This is a genomic window from Planococcus alkaliphilus, assembly GCF_057031095.1.
In genome coordinates this window covers 3,534,529-3,551,033 of the sequence record NZ_CM168060.1, presented here as the reverse complement: position 1 = coordinate 3,551,033, position 16,505 = coordinate 3,534,529, and the positions used below count along the sequence as shown (strand labels likewise).

10 protein-coding genes, 4 pseudogenes, 1 riboswitch and 1 other annotated feature are annotated in these 16,505 nt (G+C 42.4%); of the genes and pseudogenes, 2 read left to right on the top strand and 12 right to left on the bottom strand.

Annotated features, from left to right (window positions below; genetic code table 11):
• Window positions 1–44: 44 nt before the first annotated feature.
• The 4 genes and pseudogenes from AC2EXB_RS18540 to pepD all read right to left on the bottom strand — a co-directional run bounded on the left by AC2EXB_RS18540 (window position 45) and on the right by pepD (window position 3,857).
• On the bottom strand, window positions 45–590 hold the full coding sequence (locus AC2EXB_RS18540; RefSeq protein WP_483604788.1) for a TipAS antibiotic-recognition domain-containing protein: 546 nt from the start codon (window positions 588–590) through the stop codon (window positions 45–47).
• Between the two features lie 27 nt (window positions 591–617).
• Window positions 618–773 (bottom strand): annotated as a pseudogene (locus AC2EXB_RS18535) (MerR family DNA-binding transcriptional regulator); the annotation flags it as partial.
• Window positions 774–832: 59 nt separating this feature from the next.
• Window positions 833–1,693, bottom strand: coding sequence for an Hsp33 family molecular chaperone HslO (locus AC2EXB_RS18530; RefSeq protein ID WP_483602734.1), 861 nt, complete (start codon window positions 1,691–1,693; stop codon window positions 833–835).
• A gap of 700 nt (window positions 1,694–2,393) precedes the next feature.
• A complete protein-coding gene (gene pepD / locus AC2EXB_RS18525; protein ID WP_483602732.1) occupies window positions 2,394–3,857 on the bottom strand; it encodes a beta-Ala-His dipeptidase in 1,464 nt (487 codons plus the stop codon).
• An 829-nt stretch (window positions 3,858–4,686) separates the two neighbouring features.
• Window positions 4,687–4,788: riboswitch (TPP riboswitch) on the top strand.
• A gap of 319 nt (window positions 4,789–5,107) precedes the next feature.
• Here pepD and AC2EXB_RS18520 point away from each other — a divergent pair.
• Window positions 5,108–5,233: pseudogene (locus tag AC2EXB_RS18520) on the top strand (peptide-methionine (S)-S-oxide reductase); the annotation flags it as partial.
• Between the two features lie 30 nt (window positions 5,234–5,263).
• Here the strand turns inward: AC2EXB_RS18520 and AC2EXB_RS18515 are convergent.
• The 5 genes and pseudogenes from AC2EXB_RS18515 to AC2EXB_RS18495 all read right to left on the bottom strand — a co-directional run.
• A pseudogene (locus tag AC2EXB_RS18515) lies at window positions 5,264–5,362 on the bottom strand (branched-chain amino acid transport system II carrier protein); the annotation flags it as partial.
• Window positions 5,363–5,513: 151 nt separating this feature from the next.
• Window positions 5,514–5,762 (bottom strand) — a binding site (T-box leader).
• 142 nt (window positions 5,763–5,904) lie between these two features.
• A complete protein-coding gene (locus tag AC2EXB_RS18510; RefSeq protein ID WP_483602730.1) occupies window positions 5,905–6,579 on the bottom strand; it encodes an ABC transporter ATP-binding protein in 675 nt (224 codons plus the stop codon).
• A 1-nt stretch (window position 6,580) separates the two neighbouring features.
• The gene (locus AC2EXB_RS18505) at window positions 6,581–7,615 is read right to left on the bottom strand and encodes an ABC transporter permease (RefSeq protein ID WP_483602728.1); all 1,035 of its coding nucleotides are present in this window, start codon (window positions 7,613–7,615) and stop codon (window positions 6,581–6,583) included.
• Between the two features lie 243 nt (window positions 7,616–7,858).
• Complete coding sequence (locus tag AC2EXB_RS18500) at window positions 7,859–9,229, bottom strand: sensor histidine kinase (RefSeq protein WP_483602726.1); 1,371 nt, start codon at window positions 9,227–9,229, stop codon at window positions 7,859–7,861.
• On the bottom strand, window positions 9,226–9,900 hold the full coding sequence (locus tag AC2EXB_RS18495; RefSeq protein WP_483602725.1) for a response regulator: 675 nt from the start codon (window positions 9,898–9,900) through the stop codon (window positions 9,226–9,228). Before AC2EXB_RS18495 ends, AC2EXB_RS18500 begins: the two co-directional genes overlap by 4 nt.
• Before the next feature lie 498 nt (window positions 9,901–10,398).
• Between AC2EXB_RS18495 and AC2EXB_RS18490 the strand changes: the two genes are divergently transcribed.
• The gene (locus tag AC2EXB_RS18490) at window positions 10,399–11,538 is read left to right on the top strand and encodes a zinc-dependent alcohol dehydrogenase (protein WP_101801550.1); all 1,140 of its coding nucleotides are present in this window, start codon (window positions 10,399–10,401) and stop codon (window positions 11,536–11,538) included.
• A 448-nt stretch (window positions 11,539–11,986) separates the two neighbouring features.
• Here AC2EXB_RS18490 and gndA read toward each other — a convergent pair whose 3' ends face one another.
• From gndA to zwf, 3 genes and pseudogenes are all read right to left on the bottom strand, one after another.
• Window positions 11,987–13,399, bottom strand: coding sequence for an NADP-dependent phosphogluconate dehydrogenase (gene gndA, locus AC2EXB_RS18485; protein ID WP_483602723.1), 1,413 nt, complete (start codon window positions 13,397–13,399; stop codon window positions 11,987–11,989).
• Window positions 13,396–14,768, bottom strand: a pseudogene (locus tag AC2EXB_RS18480) (glucose-6-phosphate isomerase). The gene gndA and the pseudogene AC2EXB_RS18480 overlap by 4 nt, the downstream one beginning before the upstream one ends.
• Window positions 14,769–14,799: 31 nt before the next feature.
• The gene (gene zwf / locus AC2EXB_RS18475) at window positions 14,800–16,317 is read right to left on the bottom strand and encodes a glucose-6-phosphate dehydrogenase (protein WP_483602721.1); all 1,518 of its coding nucleotides are present in this window, start codon (window positions 16,315–16,317) and stop codon (window positions 14,800–14,802) included.
• Window positions 16,318–16,505: the final 188 nt, after the last annotated feature.

Here is a 16,505-nt window from a genome sequence, read left to right as displayed (position 1 = left end):
AGGGAAGCCAACTTATCAGCTTTTTCTCTTCCTTTCATTTAAAATCACTTATGATTCAAAGCTTGATTGATAAATTGGTATAGCTCGCCATCTATTTCATATTGCAGTTCGTTCCCCGGGTTTTCGGCGTGGAAATGTTCGGCTTGCTTGCGGAAAGTCCTATCGTCTTCGGAAAAGGTATTCACGATGTCATTCCATTTTTTCGCTAAATGCTGTACTTTTTGATCGGTAGGAGAAGCGCCTTTTTCTTTTTCCAAACGAATTTCCTTGATAAGACCGTTAAATTCTTGCTCTGCCTGCTTTAAAAGTTTTTTGTCGGCATTTTCATATCTGCTTTCCATGATATCCAATTGCTGCTTCGAAAAGTATTTTTCCTTATTCATTTTCAGCGCCTCCATTAATTTTGTAAGTTCTGAAATAGACATGGTCCGATTGCTGCGTGCAGCCGATAACGCATTTTCCAACTCCGCTACTAGTTTTTGCTGAACCTCTATCTCTTTTTTGACTCGAGAAATTTGGGTTTGCAAAATCTCCGCAACGGTTTGTTCCTCCGGATTAGACAATAGAAGTTGTATTTCTTCTAATGACATTCCCATCTGCTTTAAGGACAAAATTGGCTGAAGGCGTACCAAATCTGCTTTTGTGTAAAGCCGATGCCCTGACTCCGTATACTGAGAAGGTGAAAATAAACAGATTTGATCGTAATAGCGTAAAGTTCGAATCGTTAAACCCGCCAATTCGGCAACTTCTCCGACTTTCCAATGTTCCTTCATTCGCTTAGCCTCCATTTAACAACATTTCTATTCACCAACTAAAACCGAGAAATTCGAAGTTAGAAGAGTTGCTGCATCTCCTTTTGCTCAAACGTGTAGGTTTTCCCGCAAATATGGCAAAAAGCTTCAATGTCTTCCTTTCGTTCAATGCTCCGTTTGATTTCCTCTTCACTCAATGAATAAAGCATGCCATAGAACATTTCTTTACTGCACCCGCAGAAAAATTGACAGGAGCTATGGCCGATGATTTTTGCATCTCCAAACAACTGGGTTAACGCTTCTTCGCTGTCACTCGCTTTTTCAGCGTTTAGTTTACTGAAAATATCCGGATTTGCTTTTATAATCATTTTCACTTCTGAAAGCAGTTGTGGTGGTGCACCGGGAAGTAGTTGTGCATATAGTGCATGGCTGGAAAGAAGGGAAGCTCCATTATCCAACTGAATGTCGGAATAAAGATAGGTCGGCGTCTGATCACTCTGGATAAAATAGTTGGCGATATCATCCGTGATATTTTGATTTGGCATATCGGTAATGCTGGTGAATTGATTCATCTCAGAACCCTTTATGACACGGATCATCCCAGAAGGTCCAATCAAGTCTTGCATCGACTTTTCTTCTATTTCAGAGGATCTCAAAAGTTCCTCATTCAGGTATCCTCTGACATTTCCATTTGCTTCTGCTTCCGCAAAAATTTTATGGTGAGAGTTGCTCAACGTTATCTGGAGGCTCATTCGCTGGTTCCCTTTGAGCGTACCAGAGAGTATGCTCATCGCGGATACCGTTTTGCCCAACATCAGTTTAAGAGGTCTAGGAAGTTCCTGGTTTAAAGCAAAGATATTTTGAAGCAGCTGGGTATTATCAATAAAATATAGACGAATCTGTTCTTCATTAATTAATGCCTTAACAATGAGATTTTGCATAACGATTCCCCCCTTTGCAAAAGTAAGCTAGTTTTACTATAAAACATTACCCTACGTAAGGTTCAAGAAATAAATGAAATTTTTACGATATTTATTTTTAGTTAACATATGAGCAATTATCGGAAGCCCCTTGCTTCGAAGGGACAGAAAAAGTTATGCTGCTCAAAGAGCAGGTTCTCTCCTGCTTAAACAACTACATGAATCCTTTTAGTTTGTTATTAATAAATAAACCTCCACTTTTGAACAATTTTATTATTATGGATTACAATGGATTCCTTAAGACAAGTGGTTTGCAAAAAAATTTAAACGTATATATTGTTAGTGCGTAGAAAGATTAGGAGCAGTGGGCAGGGCTTCGCTGATTGAGGGTAGAGCATATCCCAAACCTTGAGTCTTCTGTAACAATGGGGCAGGTACAATTTTGAAAAGAAATAGACCATCTCTGTAAGGGGTAGGCCCATGAAATCCCCTCTTTTTTAAGTGGCCTGAGTTTGCCGACAGATGTAAAAGTAGAAACCCCAGTAAGCTAGAAGATAGGACAAATGCGAACATCATGAAGAGGACCGGTTCAGCAAGACTGATAAAATCGCTGCTAATAAGAATAAAGCAGCGCTGTCTCCGTCTAAAAAGACACGAAAAGCAGCCATGAAGGCTGCTTTTTAGCATTCTATAGCTATGAATAAGTTGTCGGGTCATTCATTTATATATGCTTAACAACTTCTTTAAAGAATCTCCAGAAATTTTGGACGGAAGAAATAGAGAGGTTTTCCCCTGGCATATGTAAATTTTTGGATGTCGGTCCAGCTGCAATCATATCCATCGGGCGGTTTGTTTTTTTAGCAAACACACCACATTCAAGACCGGCATGCAAAATGAAGAATTCAGGTGCTTTGCCGAACATTTCCTGGTAGACCTTGTGAAAGACTTTTTTCACCTCTGAAGATGGGTTGTATTCCCATTCCGGACAATCCGCCATTATATGGACTGTCCCGCCCACACACTCAGTCAAATAGGCAATCTGATTGTAAATCTCTTTGTAAGCACTTTCCAAAGAACTTCTTGTCATCATCTGGATGACCGCAGTCTCATTCTCTAAATGAATTGTGCCCAAGTTGACCGAACTCTCAACAGCACCAGCGATTTCCGCATCCATTCGGACAATTCCGCTGTGACTGAGATAAAGAAAGTCTAAAAGTCTTTTCTTAGATAAATCAGATAGAAAATTGTCCGGGCCGTCCAGGCATTCTTGAACTGTGATTTCCATATCGGGTTCTGTCACCCTATATTCGTTTTTATAGGTTGTTCGGTAGGACAGAACTGTCTCAATTACTTTTTGTTTCTCTTGAGCATTCACGAAAATTACCGCTTCTGTTTCCCGCGGGATTGCATTATAATGAATGCCGCCGCTTATGTCTCCAAGCATGTAGTTTACTTCATGGCTGAGTGACACCAAGGTTCTCGCCATCAGCTTGTTGGAATTGACCCGTCCTCGGTGTATGTCCTCTCCGGAATGACCACCTGTCAACCCGCGGATGCTTATATTCAATACTGTCATTCCGTTTGGAACAATGGTTGTTCTCTCTAACGGGACCTCAATTCTGACGACTGGGCCTCCTGCACAGCCAACAACAAATTTCCCTTCCTCGTTGGCATCCAAGTTAATCAGCACATCGCCTTCCATCTTTGCCATGTCAAAGTGTTCGGCGCCGACGAGTCCCCTTTCTTCATCACTAGTGCATATTAATTCCACATTCGGATGCTCTGCATCTTTATCGGCCAAGAGGGCCAATGCCAGTGCAACTCCTATTCCATCGTCTGCGCCCAGCGTTGTTTCTTTTGCGATAATTCGGTCTTCCTCGATTTCGATTTTTATCGGGTCGGTGTCAAAATCGTGCACAGTCTCTTTATCCTTTTCGCACACCATATCTGTATGAGCTTGCAAGATGATAGTTGGTCTTGATTCGTATCCTTTTGTGGCAGGTTTTTTAATGACGATGTTCAGTTTTTCGTCCTTCCACCAATCAAATCCGTGTTGCTCGGCAAAACCGATCAAGTAAGCTACCACATTTTCTTCTTTTCCAGAACAACGCGGGATTCTGGTCAAGTCTTCGAAGTACCGAAAAACTTCTTTAGGTTCTATACTTTCTAATAATCTGCTGCTCATGAAATAACTCCTCCTTCTTTTAGCCAATCAAAATGGTCACTTCAACTAAAGCTATTACAATTCCGACAAAAAAGGAAGTAGTTCCAGGCAAACTCTATCCAAATGAGTAGGAGCCTTGTCTTTATTAGTTCCCTTATAAGTATGGAAATTTTTATGATGGTTAAGGATAATAAGGCAATAGATGCCCATGGGTTGCATTTTTACATTCTTCTCTTGGTATACAAACCACTGGATCATAATTCTCATAATATAGAGACGAGATAAGAACTGAATGAGAAGAATAGAAAAATCAAATTGAAAAACTGGAAACATATTTAAGCTTGATGAAGGAATTAGTGGGGAGGATGAATTCTCCGACACAGTTTAGGCAACGCTAGTCATACACTCATTTAACTAACAAATTAAATTCGTGGGATGCAAGATTTTCTCACGTGAATCGGAGCATATGCAAAAGGGTTTCGCAAAATTGCTTTTTCAAAAATAAATCCATTGAGTCCTGTTATTTTTTCAATAAAATTTTATAAGAACCTCTGTTGATAATTATGAGAAGATGATGAAGTAATATCAGGCCAAATGTGCTAATGCAATAGGGGAGGTGGAGTACATAAAGTGTTCTATTAAAAGGAATAATTAAAGAAGTTTAGACTGATACGCAGTATACATGCCATCAGTTCTTGGAAGAAAAGGGGCCATATAAGAAGTTCTTTTCTTCTTGTTCGTATAAGTATCCATTTACGATTAATAGTATTTAATTAACAATAATCAGAATGAACTGGATATATTTCACGAGAAATGATACCCTTACTTTAGATATTCTGAGAATTGAATATAAAAACACTAGGGGAGTCTTTTTAAGACTGAGATGGAGCAATCCGGACCCTTTGAACCTGATCTAGTTGAAACTAGCGTAGGGAAGTGGTTGCTATGTATTTTATCTATTCCTAAAATATGATCAAAACCACTCCATCGCTGGAGTGGTTTTTTTTACTTGCCGGGTATTTTTTATGCACTAGGGAGGGAGTTAAGGAAAAAATACATGGAAATTAAAAAGTTGCATATTATCTCTACAGGAAGGCAAGAGCCAGAGCCAGAGCAGTTAGCAGATATCAGCGGCAGGACTCATGTTGGCATCGAATTTATCCATCTTCAGAGGAATTAAAAACTCTAGTCGAAGATAAACTTCTTTTAAGGAATAGGCTAGTCTCTTTCGATTTATGGGAAAATCAACAATCATCGCTTAACGTCGATAAATGGAAGTAATCTATTTAGCAGGTGGATGTTTATGGGGAGTTCAGGCTTTTATAAAAACTATACCTGGCGTCAAGTTCACAGAAGCAGGAAGAGCCAACATCGGACAAAGCAACAGCCATAATGGCCATAAATGGCAATAGAACACCTGTGAAAAGGAAACCGGTAATCGCTGGTCCAAAGCTGCTTCCGGATTCCAAACCGAGAAGAGGGGGGAAGATCAGATTTCTAGCCCCGAAAAATAAAGAAAAAAGCATAAATCCTGCAAATACGACATTGGTTCGATTCATCATAATTCCTCCTGAATTTTAGTTGCATATTTCTAGCTGTTACAGCCTCAAAACAACTGTGACTGCTATTTTTTTACCGCCATACTCAATTTTTTGTATAAAAAAACCCGTCCCTTAAAAAAGGGACGAGTTTAGCTCGCGATACCACCCATATTCCGCAAGTTCCATACAAAAGAAACATTCCGGCGCTTAGTCGACGTACAATCATACATCTTCCCGATAACGGAGGAAATCCGGCAAATCTTACTATTTCAGCTTTGCATCTCGGAGATGATTTTCGGATAAGATCTGTCCATCGGCTTCCACCAGGCGCCGACTCTCTGAGGAACAGTCATCTTCTCTTACTCTTTCTCGTCATAGATTCTTATTTATACAACTTAACTTATCAAATGCTAATTGGAAAAGTCAATCTATTTTATTGGTTCGAGATAGATTAGTTTCTAATTTTTGGTTCTCGTATTATACTGTTGCAACTGCTTAAGCGGGAAACAAAAAGAATAGCGTACACGTCACTCGGCCAAACCATCTTTCATTGTAATGACGCTGTCGGCATACGCCAGCATCTCCTCGTCATGCGTTACCATCAACGTGGTGATGTTCAACGTTTTCGTCAAATTGCGGATCAGTTCCATGACATCCTTTGACCGTTTTGAATCCAGGCTAGCCGTCGGTTCGTCCGCAAAAAGCATCTGAGGCTTGTGGATGATGGCCCGGGCAATCGCTACCCGTTGTCGTTCACCGCCTGATAAAGACGCGGGGTACGCCGATTTCCGATGTTCCATGCCGATCAGTTTCAGGATATCGGCAATTTCCTTTTGTTGCTGCCCTTTTTTTAACGTCGTTTCCGCTACTTCGAGCATCAGAGCCAGCTGTTCTTCTACAGTAAGAAAAGGGACGAGGTGCGCTGACTGAAAGACAAAGCCAAAGTCACGAGCCCTGATTCTTCGAATTTGCTCCTGGTTCATATCCGTCATATTCTGTCCATTGAACAGGATTTTTCCGTCTGAAGCCGGCTGGAGCCCAGCGGCGATTGTCAGCAACGTGCTTTTGCCGGATCCGGAAGCACCGACAAGTGCGGTAATTTCACCTTGCTGCAGCGTCAGGTTAATCCCTTTTAATATTTCTTCTGAGACTTCTCCGGTTGTAAACGTTTTTCTGAGTTCATTGATCGTGAAAATGGTCATATTACACCTCTCCTTGTTGAATCGCTTGCAGCGGTTCGACTTTTTTGATCTGGATGCCTGACAGGGTAGCGCCGACAAAACCGATGACGAGGAATACGATGGACAATTGGACCGTGGTCACTGCGGTTAAGCTGAACGGCATGCCGTCCGGTGCGATAAAGTTGAAACTTTGGCTGAGCGCAATCGACAACGCCAGTGCAATGACGGTGATAAAGAACATCTGCGTCCACATCATTTTAAATAACGTACTTGTCTTCACGCCGATTGCTTTCAGAATTCCATACAATCCGATTTTTTGCACATTCATCATGTAGAAGAATATGGCGAATAACAATCCACTGATCACAACGAGAAACCAGACGATCATGTTGAGGGATAGCTGTTCTGCACTATAACTGGGAATCGTATTGAGGAACTCACTGTTCGAAAACGATTGCAGCCCATCGATGACTGGGGTTTCGTCTCCATCTGGAATAAATATCAATTGCATTTCATTTACCCGGTACATCTCTTTGTAGTTCTCCATATTGATGAAAGCGACTGGAGCATGGCTGTACTTTTGCTGATCGACAAATCCCTTCACAGTAAATTCGCCGCTGAATTGATTGTTGGTCAGCGTATCTCCGACTTTTAATCCTTCATCTTCCAAAGAACGGTCCAGGATAATTTCACCTGCTTGGACGTTTTCAAACAACTCCGAGTCCGTTGAAGTGACAAACGCGACACTGCGCTGTTTGTCTGCTTCGTCATTCAAGAATCCCATTTGAATGGACAGCGCAGCAGCCCCTTCTTGTTCCTTCAAGACCGCTTCTTGGGTATTAGGGTCAATCAGCGACAGATTATACGTTTCTTCCGCGTCTTTATCCATATAGAATTGGCCATCCGGCAAATCTTTGATTAATGCGGCATTGTCCTGGGACAACCCGTTCGCAAGACCCGAAATAATGAACGTCAAAAAACTGACGAGAAATACGATTGAGCCCAGAATCATAAATTTCACTTTGCTTTTTTTAATTTCTTTCCATGCCATGTTCATCTGTAAGCCTCCAATTTCTTTATTAACCTCAGTTTAAAGGGCTTAGATGAACGGAAGATGAACGTGGTGTTACATTTCGCAAAGGAATTCGTGATGGGGCAGTTGACCAGTGAAAATAAAACAAATGAAAGACAAAAAAGCCAACAGCACATTATTTTCGCGCGGTTGGCTTCTGCTTACTGTTCCACTTTTGTTTGTATCCAGAATGTTGTAAAGAAAACTGAACAGACAGTAACTGACGTATTACAAAAGAGGGAGTTTTACCTGTACGGTCGTCCCCGTTTTCGGTATGCTTTTAATTTCAATTGTGCCTTCGTGCAATTCGACAATCTCCTTTACGATGGCCAATCCCAAACCCGATCCTTTCAGTGAACGCACCCGAGCCTGATCTGCCCGGTAAAAGCGATCAAATGCAAGGGTCGCTTCGTCCGCGGTCATGCCGATCCCTTCATCCCGAATTTCCAGCGTCATCTCCTCGAGAGCAGAACTTAAACGGATTTCAATAGCGCCGCCCGGCTCGCTGTATTTGATTGCATTGGTCAATAAATTCTCCCAGACTGTTTGAAGAAGGACGGCATTTCCCTTCACCTTTACAGATGCCAATTGGGCTGAAATTCCAAGCTCTTTTTCATCAAATGCATAGCGAAGATGGGACAGGATGTCCCGCACTTGCTGGTCGATGGAAATCACTTCAGTGAGCTCCTGCACTTCTTTATCAAAAGATGCCAACGTAAGCAATTGATTGGTCAACAGGGACAAATGCGTCGTTTCTTCCTGGATAATTTCTGCATATTTCTTCTTCTCTTCTTCTCCGCTTCCGCTCTGTTGGAGAAGGGATAAATAGCTTTGAATGGTATGAAGAGGGGATTGGATGTCATGTGACACATTGTGCACGAACTCTTTGCGTTTTAATATGGATTGTTCAACTCGCATACGCATGGTAACAAACTGATCGGCCAACCGCCCAATTTCATCTTTTCGATGGATGGAAAGGGGGACGTCAAAGGTTTCCGTACCCATCTTTTCCGTTGCTTCCGTTAATTTGGTAATCGGCTGAATCAATAATTGTGCCACCAGCAGCATGCCGATAAAACTCAAGATAATGATGCCGACTGCCAAGCCGCCAAATAAGAGATGAAGTTCCTGGAACAGAAGCTTAATATCCGGCCTCAAAAAGAGTGCACGGTTTTCCCCATTCGCTTCCAACGGGACACCGATGGAATTTTCCAGCTCGTTGGCGAAAAATCCGGTGACGAAAGTTTGCCGCGGAAATTCGCGGATGCCGTTAAAGGTATCGCCTTGGAGAACGTGCTGAATGTCCGCCTCATCAATCGTTTCGTCACGGAACTCCGCACCATAGCGATTTACAGTGTTGCCATCTGTGAGATACAGCTGGTAACCCGCATCGCCTAGCATCTGAAATGTAGCTTCGATTTGATCCACCGGTACACCTTCGACGAATTCGGCAATCGAAGACGCAATAGCCAGGTTTTTGTCGTTATTCTCTGCTTTCAAGTGCTGGTGGTAATAGGTGTTCATCGCAAAAAAGGAAATGATGCTGCTAATGAGCATCGTCGCAAAAGTGAACCAAATGAATTTGACGTAAAGGCTCATGGATTCACCTCGAGTTTATAGCCGACGCCCCGTACCGTCGTAATCTGAACATCAGATGCGAAACGTTCCAAGCGACCGCGCAACCGTTTGATGTGCACATTTACAGTCTGTTCATCGCCTTGGAAATCAATGCCCCAAATTCGTTCAATTATCAGATCCCGACTCAAAACTTGTCTGGGTTTGGAGGCGAGCAGTGTGAGCAATTCGAATTCCTTCAGGGGGACGAGGAGTATTCCTTGATCTGATCGGACTTCGTAGCTTTTAAAATCAATGGTCAACGAACCGACGATCAATACATCTTCTGCAGGATGATCGTATCTCCGCAAAATGGCTTTGACCCGGTACAGCAATTCCTTTGCTTCAAAAGGTTTAACCAAATAATCGTCAGAACCGGCTAAGAATCCGCGCTCCTTGTCTTCGATATGATGACGAGCCGTAAGCAAGATAACGGGAAGATTGTAGTCTTTCCGCAATATTTGCGTGAGTTCAAATCCGTCAATGCCCGGCATCATGACATCCACCACCGCTAAATCTACGCTCGTGGATTTTAAGCAGGATAAAGCTTGTTCTCCTGAATCGGCTTCAATTACTTCATAACCAATTTGGCGAAGTTCGGCTGAAACGAAATTCAGCATATGTAAATCGTCATCTACCGCGAGTATCCGTATCATGTAAGTCCTCCTCATGCACATTCAATAAATAGACTATAAAGCTTACCAAACAAAGAGGCAATCAATGAGTGGATAAGTAACTGCCTCACCAGCATTCCAAGAAAGAATACTTTCACTTCCTTTTAGATAATATATGAGGGATTATCGGAAGGATAGCAGCTGATAGAATTAGCTTCTATCCTTTTTTTCGTTTAAGTGTACTTTTACGAACGGTTCTATTTTCGTTGTTGTATAGTTAACTAATTCTGGATTGATTATAATTAGGAGAAACGCATTGAAATGTATATAGGAAGTTAAATGCCCCATATAAAAAAACTTTTGAAAATGCAGAAGAAATTGATAGAAACTGATTATGCGTCTTAAATGAACCACCGTATGCCGAAGGGTACGCATGGTGTTGTGAGAAGCCGAGAGTAAATCACTTTTTTCTGATTAATAAGTTTATTTAAAAAGAGGAAGGGAAAGGAGACTGTAGTAAGATAAAATGGAGGGATGAAGATGAAAGCCGTAACTTTTCAAGGCGTGAAGGACATGAAAGTGAAAAACGTGAAAGATCCTGAACTTGAAAAAAAGGACGATATCATTGTAAAAATTACTTCAACCGCGATTTGTGGATCCGATTTACATATTTATCAAGGAGCTTTACCTGCCAGAAAAGATTATGTAATCGGCCATGAACCGATGGGAATCGTAGAAGAGGTAGGACCAGAAGTCACCAAGGTGAAAAAAGGCGACCGGATTGTACTGCCGTTCAATGTCAGCTGTGGGCAATGCTTCTATTGCAACCATGATCTGGAAAGCCAGTGCGACAACTCAAACGGCAACCCTCATTTTGATACGGGTGGCTACTTCGGATTTACTGAACGCTATGGTAGTTACTCGGGTGGTCAGGCAGAGTACTTGCGGGTTCCTTATGGCAACTTCATGCCGTACGTCATTCCGGAATCCTCAGAACTTGAAGACGAGTCGTTGCTTTTCTTGTCGGATGTTCTGCCAACCGCTTGGTGGAGCGTGGAGAATGCAGGAGTAAAACAGGGCGATACGGTCGTGGTACTCGGTTGTGGACCGATTGGCTTAATGACACAGAAATTTGCCTGGATGAAAGGCGCCAAACGCGTGATTGCAGTTGACGAAGTTCCATATCGCATGAATCTGGCGAAAAAGATGAATAACGTAGAGGTATTCGATTTCAACCAGTATGACAATATGGGTGCATACATTCATGAAATTACAAGCGGCGGTGCGCGTGTCGTTATTGACTGTGTAGGGATGGACGGCAAAAAATCCACGGCTGAAGCAGTCCAGCAGAAACTGAAGCTGCAAGGCGGAACACTTAGTGCCATCGATATTGCCAAAGATGCCGTCAGCAAATTCGGCGTTATCCAGCTGACCGGTATCTACGGTCTTACGTACAATATGTTCCCACTCGGCAATATGTTCGAACGCAACGTGACGATGAAGATGGGACAGGCACCGGTTATTCATTTGATGCCGATGCTGTACGAAAAAATTGAAAACGGTGAATTTGATCCGCGTGAAATCATTTCCCATATAATGCCGCTTGAAAAAGCAAGCGATGCTTATAAGATTTTCAATGACCATACGGATGATTGCACGAAAGTCATCCTAAAACCGTAACCCCATAAAAAAGTGGAGATTTTATACGAACAAACGCCCCAAATGTTTAGGGGCGTTTGTTTTTTTGCCGAATTTACCGGTTCGCTTGCTCTTGTAGGAATGCATCGAGCGAGTGCTATCATTTTAGATCTGCGGTAGTTTATCAACTTAAAAATAATCAAAATAGCATACCCTTTAGCAGATTGGTTCTTTTAGGGATTCCGCCCCTTTTAACGGTAGAATTTTTTCATAGAGTTAAAGTTTCAAACATAAAAAGATGATTTTCCTGAAGGATCCAGATTCCGGATAATTGTTTATCGACAATTAAAATCTATCGGAGAAGGCGTCAATGAGCATGGAGGCTGCAATGTATTCAAAAAAGCCCGCTGGAAAACTTTCTTTTTCCAACAGGCCTTTCAGTCTGATTACGTGATGTTCTAACAAGCTTCTACATACTTATTGTTTCTGGTTATTTTACTTGCCACTCGGTGTGGAAGAAACCTTCTTTGTCTACACGCTGGTACGTATGAGCACCAAAATAATCCCGCTGCGCCTGGATCAAGTTAGCGGGCAATGTTTCAGAGCGGTAACTGTCGTAGTAGGCCAATGCGCTTGAAAAAGCAGGAGCCGGAATTCCTTGCTGAATGGCCAGCGTCAGCACTTTTCGCAGAGAATGCTGATACTCCCCTATAATCTCCTGGAAATATGGATCAATTAATAAGTTAGGCAGTTCGGGATTGCCGTCAAATGCTTCTTTGATCTTTTGCAGGAATTGCGCCCGGATGATGCATCCTCCACGGAAGATCATGGCAACATCCCCGTAAGGAATATTCCAGCCATACTCTTCAGATGCCGCACGCATTTGGGCAAAACCTTGGGCATACGAGCAGATTTTACTCATGTATAAGGCTTTGCGGATGGCTTCAATCATTTCTTGGGAGTCGCCTGCCAGTTTTTTCGGTTCAGGGCCTTGCAGAATTTTGCTTGCCGCGACCCGTTCTTCCTTGACCGAGGAAATAAACCTTGCGAAAACGGACTCTGTGACGATTGGAAGGGAAACACCTAAATCCAACGCGTTTTGGCTTGTCCATTTCCCAGTCCCTTTCTGTCCGGCCACATCCAAAATCTGATCAACAAGCGGCTTCCCGGTATCTTCATCCCGCTTGTTCAAAATATCGGCGGTAATTTCGACAAGGTAACTGTCAAGCTCCCCTTTGTTCCAATCCGAGAATATAGTGGACATTTCTAGGACAGAAAGGCCAAGCGCGTGTTTCATGATGAAATAGGCTTCGGATATCAATTGCATATCCCCGTATTCGATGCCGTTATGGACCATTTTGACGTAATGGCCAGCTCCATCAGGACCCATATAGGCACTGCAAGGAGTGTCATCTACTTTTGCCGAAATTGCTTCCAGAATAGGTTTGACTTGTTCATATGCTTCTTTCGGTCCACCGGGCATGATGGAAGGACCGTTGCGGGCACCTTCTTCTCCGCCGGAAATTCCGGCGCCTAGAAAGTGCAAGCCTGCTTCTTGTAATTTTGCTGTTCGCCTATTCGTGTCTTCAAAAAACGAATTTCCTCCGTCTATTAGAATGTCCCCTGATTGAAGGTGGGGAAGGAGGGATTCAATGACCGAATCCGTCGTGTCTCCAGATTTCACCATCACCAAGATTTTGCGGGGGGTTTCCAATGAAAGGACAAACTCTTCAACACTGTATGCTCCCAAAATCTTTTTTCCTTGTGCTTCTTTTTCAGCTAATTCGTCGATTCGGTCTGTCCAATAATCATAGACAGATACAGAATAACCTTTACTCTCCATGTTCAGGGCTAAGTTTTTTCCCATTACCCCTAAACCGATGACTCCAATTTGCTGCTTCATTGTATTTTCACCTCATCGTTTTGTGAGTTGCCAGACGGCCACAGCCGATTTTCCAGCTTTTCTCTTTCTTTTTCAAATCCTTCTTTGCCAAGCAATGCAAACATATTGGTTTTATATGCCTCTACCCCTGGTTGGTCAAATGGATTGACACCGAGTAAAGTGCCGCTGATCGCGCAGGCTTTTTCGAAGAAATAAATCATTTCGCCAAAGGTGAATTCATTGAGTTCGTCTAGCTCAATGACCAGATTCGGCACACCTCCATCGATATGAGCAAGGGAAGTTCCAAGTGCCGCTTTTTTGTTCACTTCATCCATCGTTTTTCCTGCTAAGAAGTTCAACCCATCCATATTGGCTGGATCTTCTTGTATGACAAGATCGAGGGAAGGTTTCTTCACTTGCAAAACTGTTTCAAAGAATAGACGGCGCCCTTCCTGCACATACTGCCCCATTGAATGTAAATCAGTGGAGAAATTGACAGAAGCGGGGAAGAGTCCTTTTTCATCTTTCCCTTCACTTTCCCCGAAAAGTTGTTTCCACCATTCTGCAGTAGAAAGCAGGCCAGGCTCGTAGCTTACAAACAGTTCAATCGATTTTCCTTTATTATAAAAAATATTCCTTACTGCAGCTAATTGTAGCTTTCGTTTGTAGCGAGTACGGGATTGTTGTATTTGTGGTAAGCAGCTTTTGCCCCCTGCATCACTTGGTCGATATTAAGCCCGGCTACAGCCATCGGAAGTAAACCGACTGGAGTCAAAACGGAGTATCGTCCTCCGATATTATCAGGAATGACAAATGTTTCGTATCCTTCTTCAACTGCAAGATTCCGAAGCGCGCCTTTGCTCCGGTCGGTTGTGACATAAATTCGGCTTCCGGCTTCTTTTTTTCCATACTTTTTTTCCAGAAAGGTGCGGAATATCCGGAATGCTAAAGCGGGTTCAGTGGTCGTGCCTGACTTGGAGATCACATTGATTGAAATGTCTTTCCCTTCCAGTATCTGAAGCAAATGTGTGATATAAGCTGGGCTAATGTTATGTCCGGCAAAATAAACTTCCGTATTTCCTTTAACTTGGTTATGGAACGTATGCGATAAGGCTTCTATTGCTGCCTTGGAACCTAGATAAGAGCCGCCGATGCCAATCACAATCAGCGCATCTGACTGTTGCTGAATTCTTTCGGCAGCCAGTTTCACCTGGAGAAACTCTTCTTTATCATAGTTAATCGGCCAGTCGATCCACCCCAAGTAGTCAGAACCCGGTCCTGTCTGCTGGTGAAGTTGGTTATGCGCTTGTTTGACAAATTCGCTAATATTTTCAAACTCGCTATTCGTCATAAACGATAATACATTGGTGAAATCAAATGAAACGGGCATGTAATCTCTCTCCTTTTGAATGAACTATTTTTTACCACCACTTCGATTGATCCGTCAGCAATAACTCATTTGCCATTTCTGGACCTGTTGAACCGGCTGGATAAGAATATAGAGGCAATAACTCCTCTTGGTAAGCTTCTAATAGTGGTTGAATCCACTTCCATGATAGTTCCACTTCTCTCCAATCGGCAAAGAATGTTGAATTGCCGCACAGTGCATCATAGAGCAGAAGTTCATAAGCTTCCGGCTGATCTTTTGAGTTTGTTGTAAAATTGATCCAAGCAGGCTTGTAGCGATTGCTAGAAGGATCTTTTAAGTTAACGCGCAGCGAAATGCTTTCGTTTGGACTGATTTCAAGAATCATCAGATTTGGAGCCGTTCCTTGCTGTGCATTGGAATCCATCAGCTTGTTTTCAAATTCAATAACAATCTGTGTCGACTTCAGTTTCATCCGTTTACCTGTTCGTATATAAAAGGGAATCCCCTGCCAGGATGGATGATTGATAGATAGACGTGCCGCAAAAAAAGTATCATTCGTTGAGGAATCATTAACCCTCGGCTCCTCTTTGTAGCCAATGACAGGGTTGCCCTGAACCTCTCCCGGACCATACTGGCCGCGGACAACGCTTTGGTATGCTTTGTCTTTCCGGATGGGTTGGAGAGAGGCCATGATGTCTGTCTTTTTCACTCGCTTCTTATTTTTCATTAAGTTATCAGATAGATAAACGGCTGTCATTGTGACCAACTGAAGAAGGTGGTTTTGAACCATATCTCGGATGGCTCCTGCCTTATCATAATAATCAGCCCGGTTTTCTACACCTACAGTCTCACTTGCTGTAATTTGGACATTTGAGATTTGTTTATGATTCAACAAAGATTCCAAGATCGGATTCGCCAAGATTAAAGTTCTTAGATTTTGTACCATAGGCTTCCCGAGGTAATGATCAATTCTGTAGATTTCCTCTTCACGGAACACGTGGCTCAAATGTTCATTTAATTTTCTAGCTGTTTCCAGGTCGTTTCCAAACGGTTTTTCAACAATGAGACGTTTCCACCCTTTGTTTTGACTGAGTCCGCTCGTATTAAGGTTGGACGTAATAATATCAATTAAACTGGGGGCCACAGACAAATAAAACAGCCGGTTTTGTGGAATGCCCAATTCTTTCTCCCTGTTTTCTATAAGTTCGCGCAACTTGTGGTAAGACTCTTTTTCTGTTGCATCAAAGCTGCAGTACCGGAATTTCTCTAAGAAATCCGGCAAAGATGAAGCGTGAATGGCTCTTCTCGAATAGCTGCGAAGTGCTTTTTCCACTTTATACTGAAAGGTTTCATCCGAACAATAGTCTCTGCCGGTACTGACAACGGAGATGGTTTCAGGTAACTTCCCGTCCAGATATAGATTGTACAGAGCGGGAAATAACTTGCGCTGTGCTAAATCTCCTGTTGCTCCGAACAAGACAAATGTCATGTTTTGCAGGGGCCGTTCTTGTTTAAATTCAAATAAATCATTTTGAAAATTAAATTCTTCAAGCAGATTCTCGGTGTGCATATGTTAAAACCTCCTACTTTTAAAATCATGTGTCTCTGGCATGACTGATAATCGCAACAGGTTTTAGTATAATGACTCAAAGTTTTTTATGTAAGTACGCACTTTATAAACATATACTTACAAAAAGTATACTGTCGCAGGGGAAAGAGGAGGAAATTCACCAGGGATCTGGTTCTTAAAAACTTATC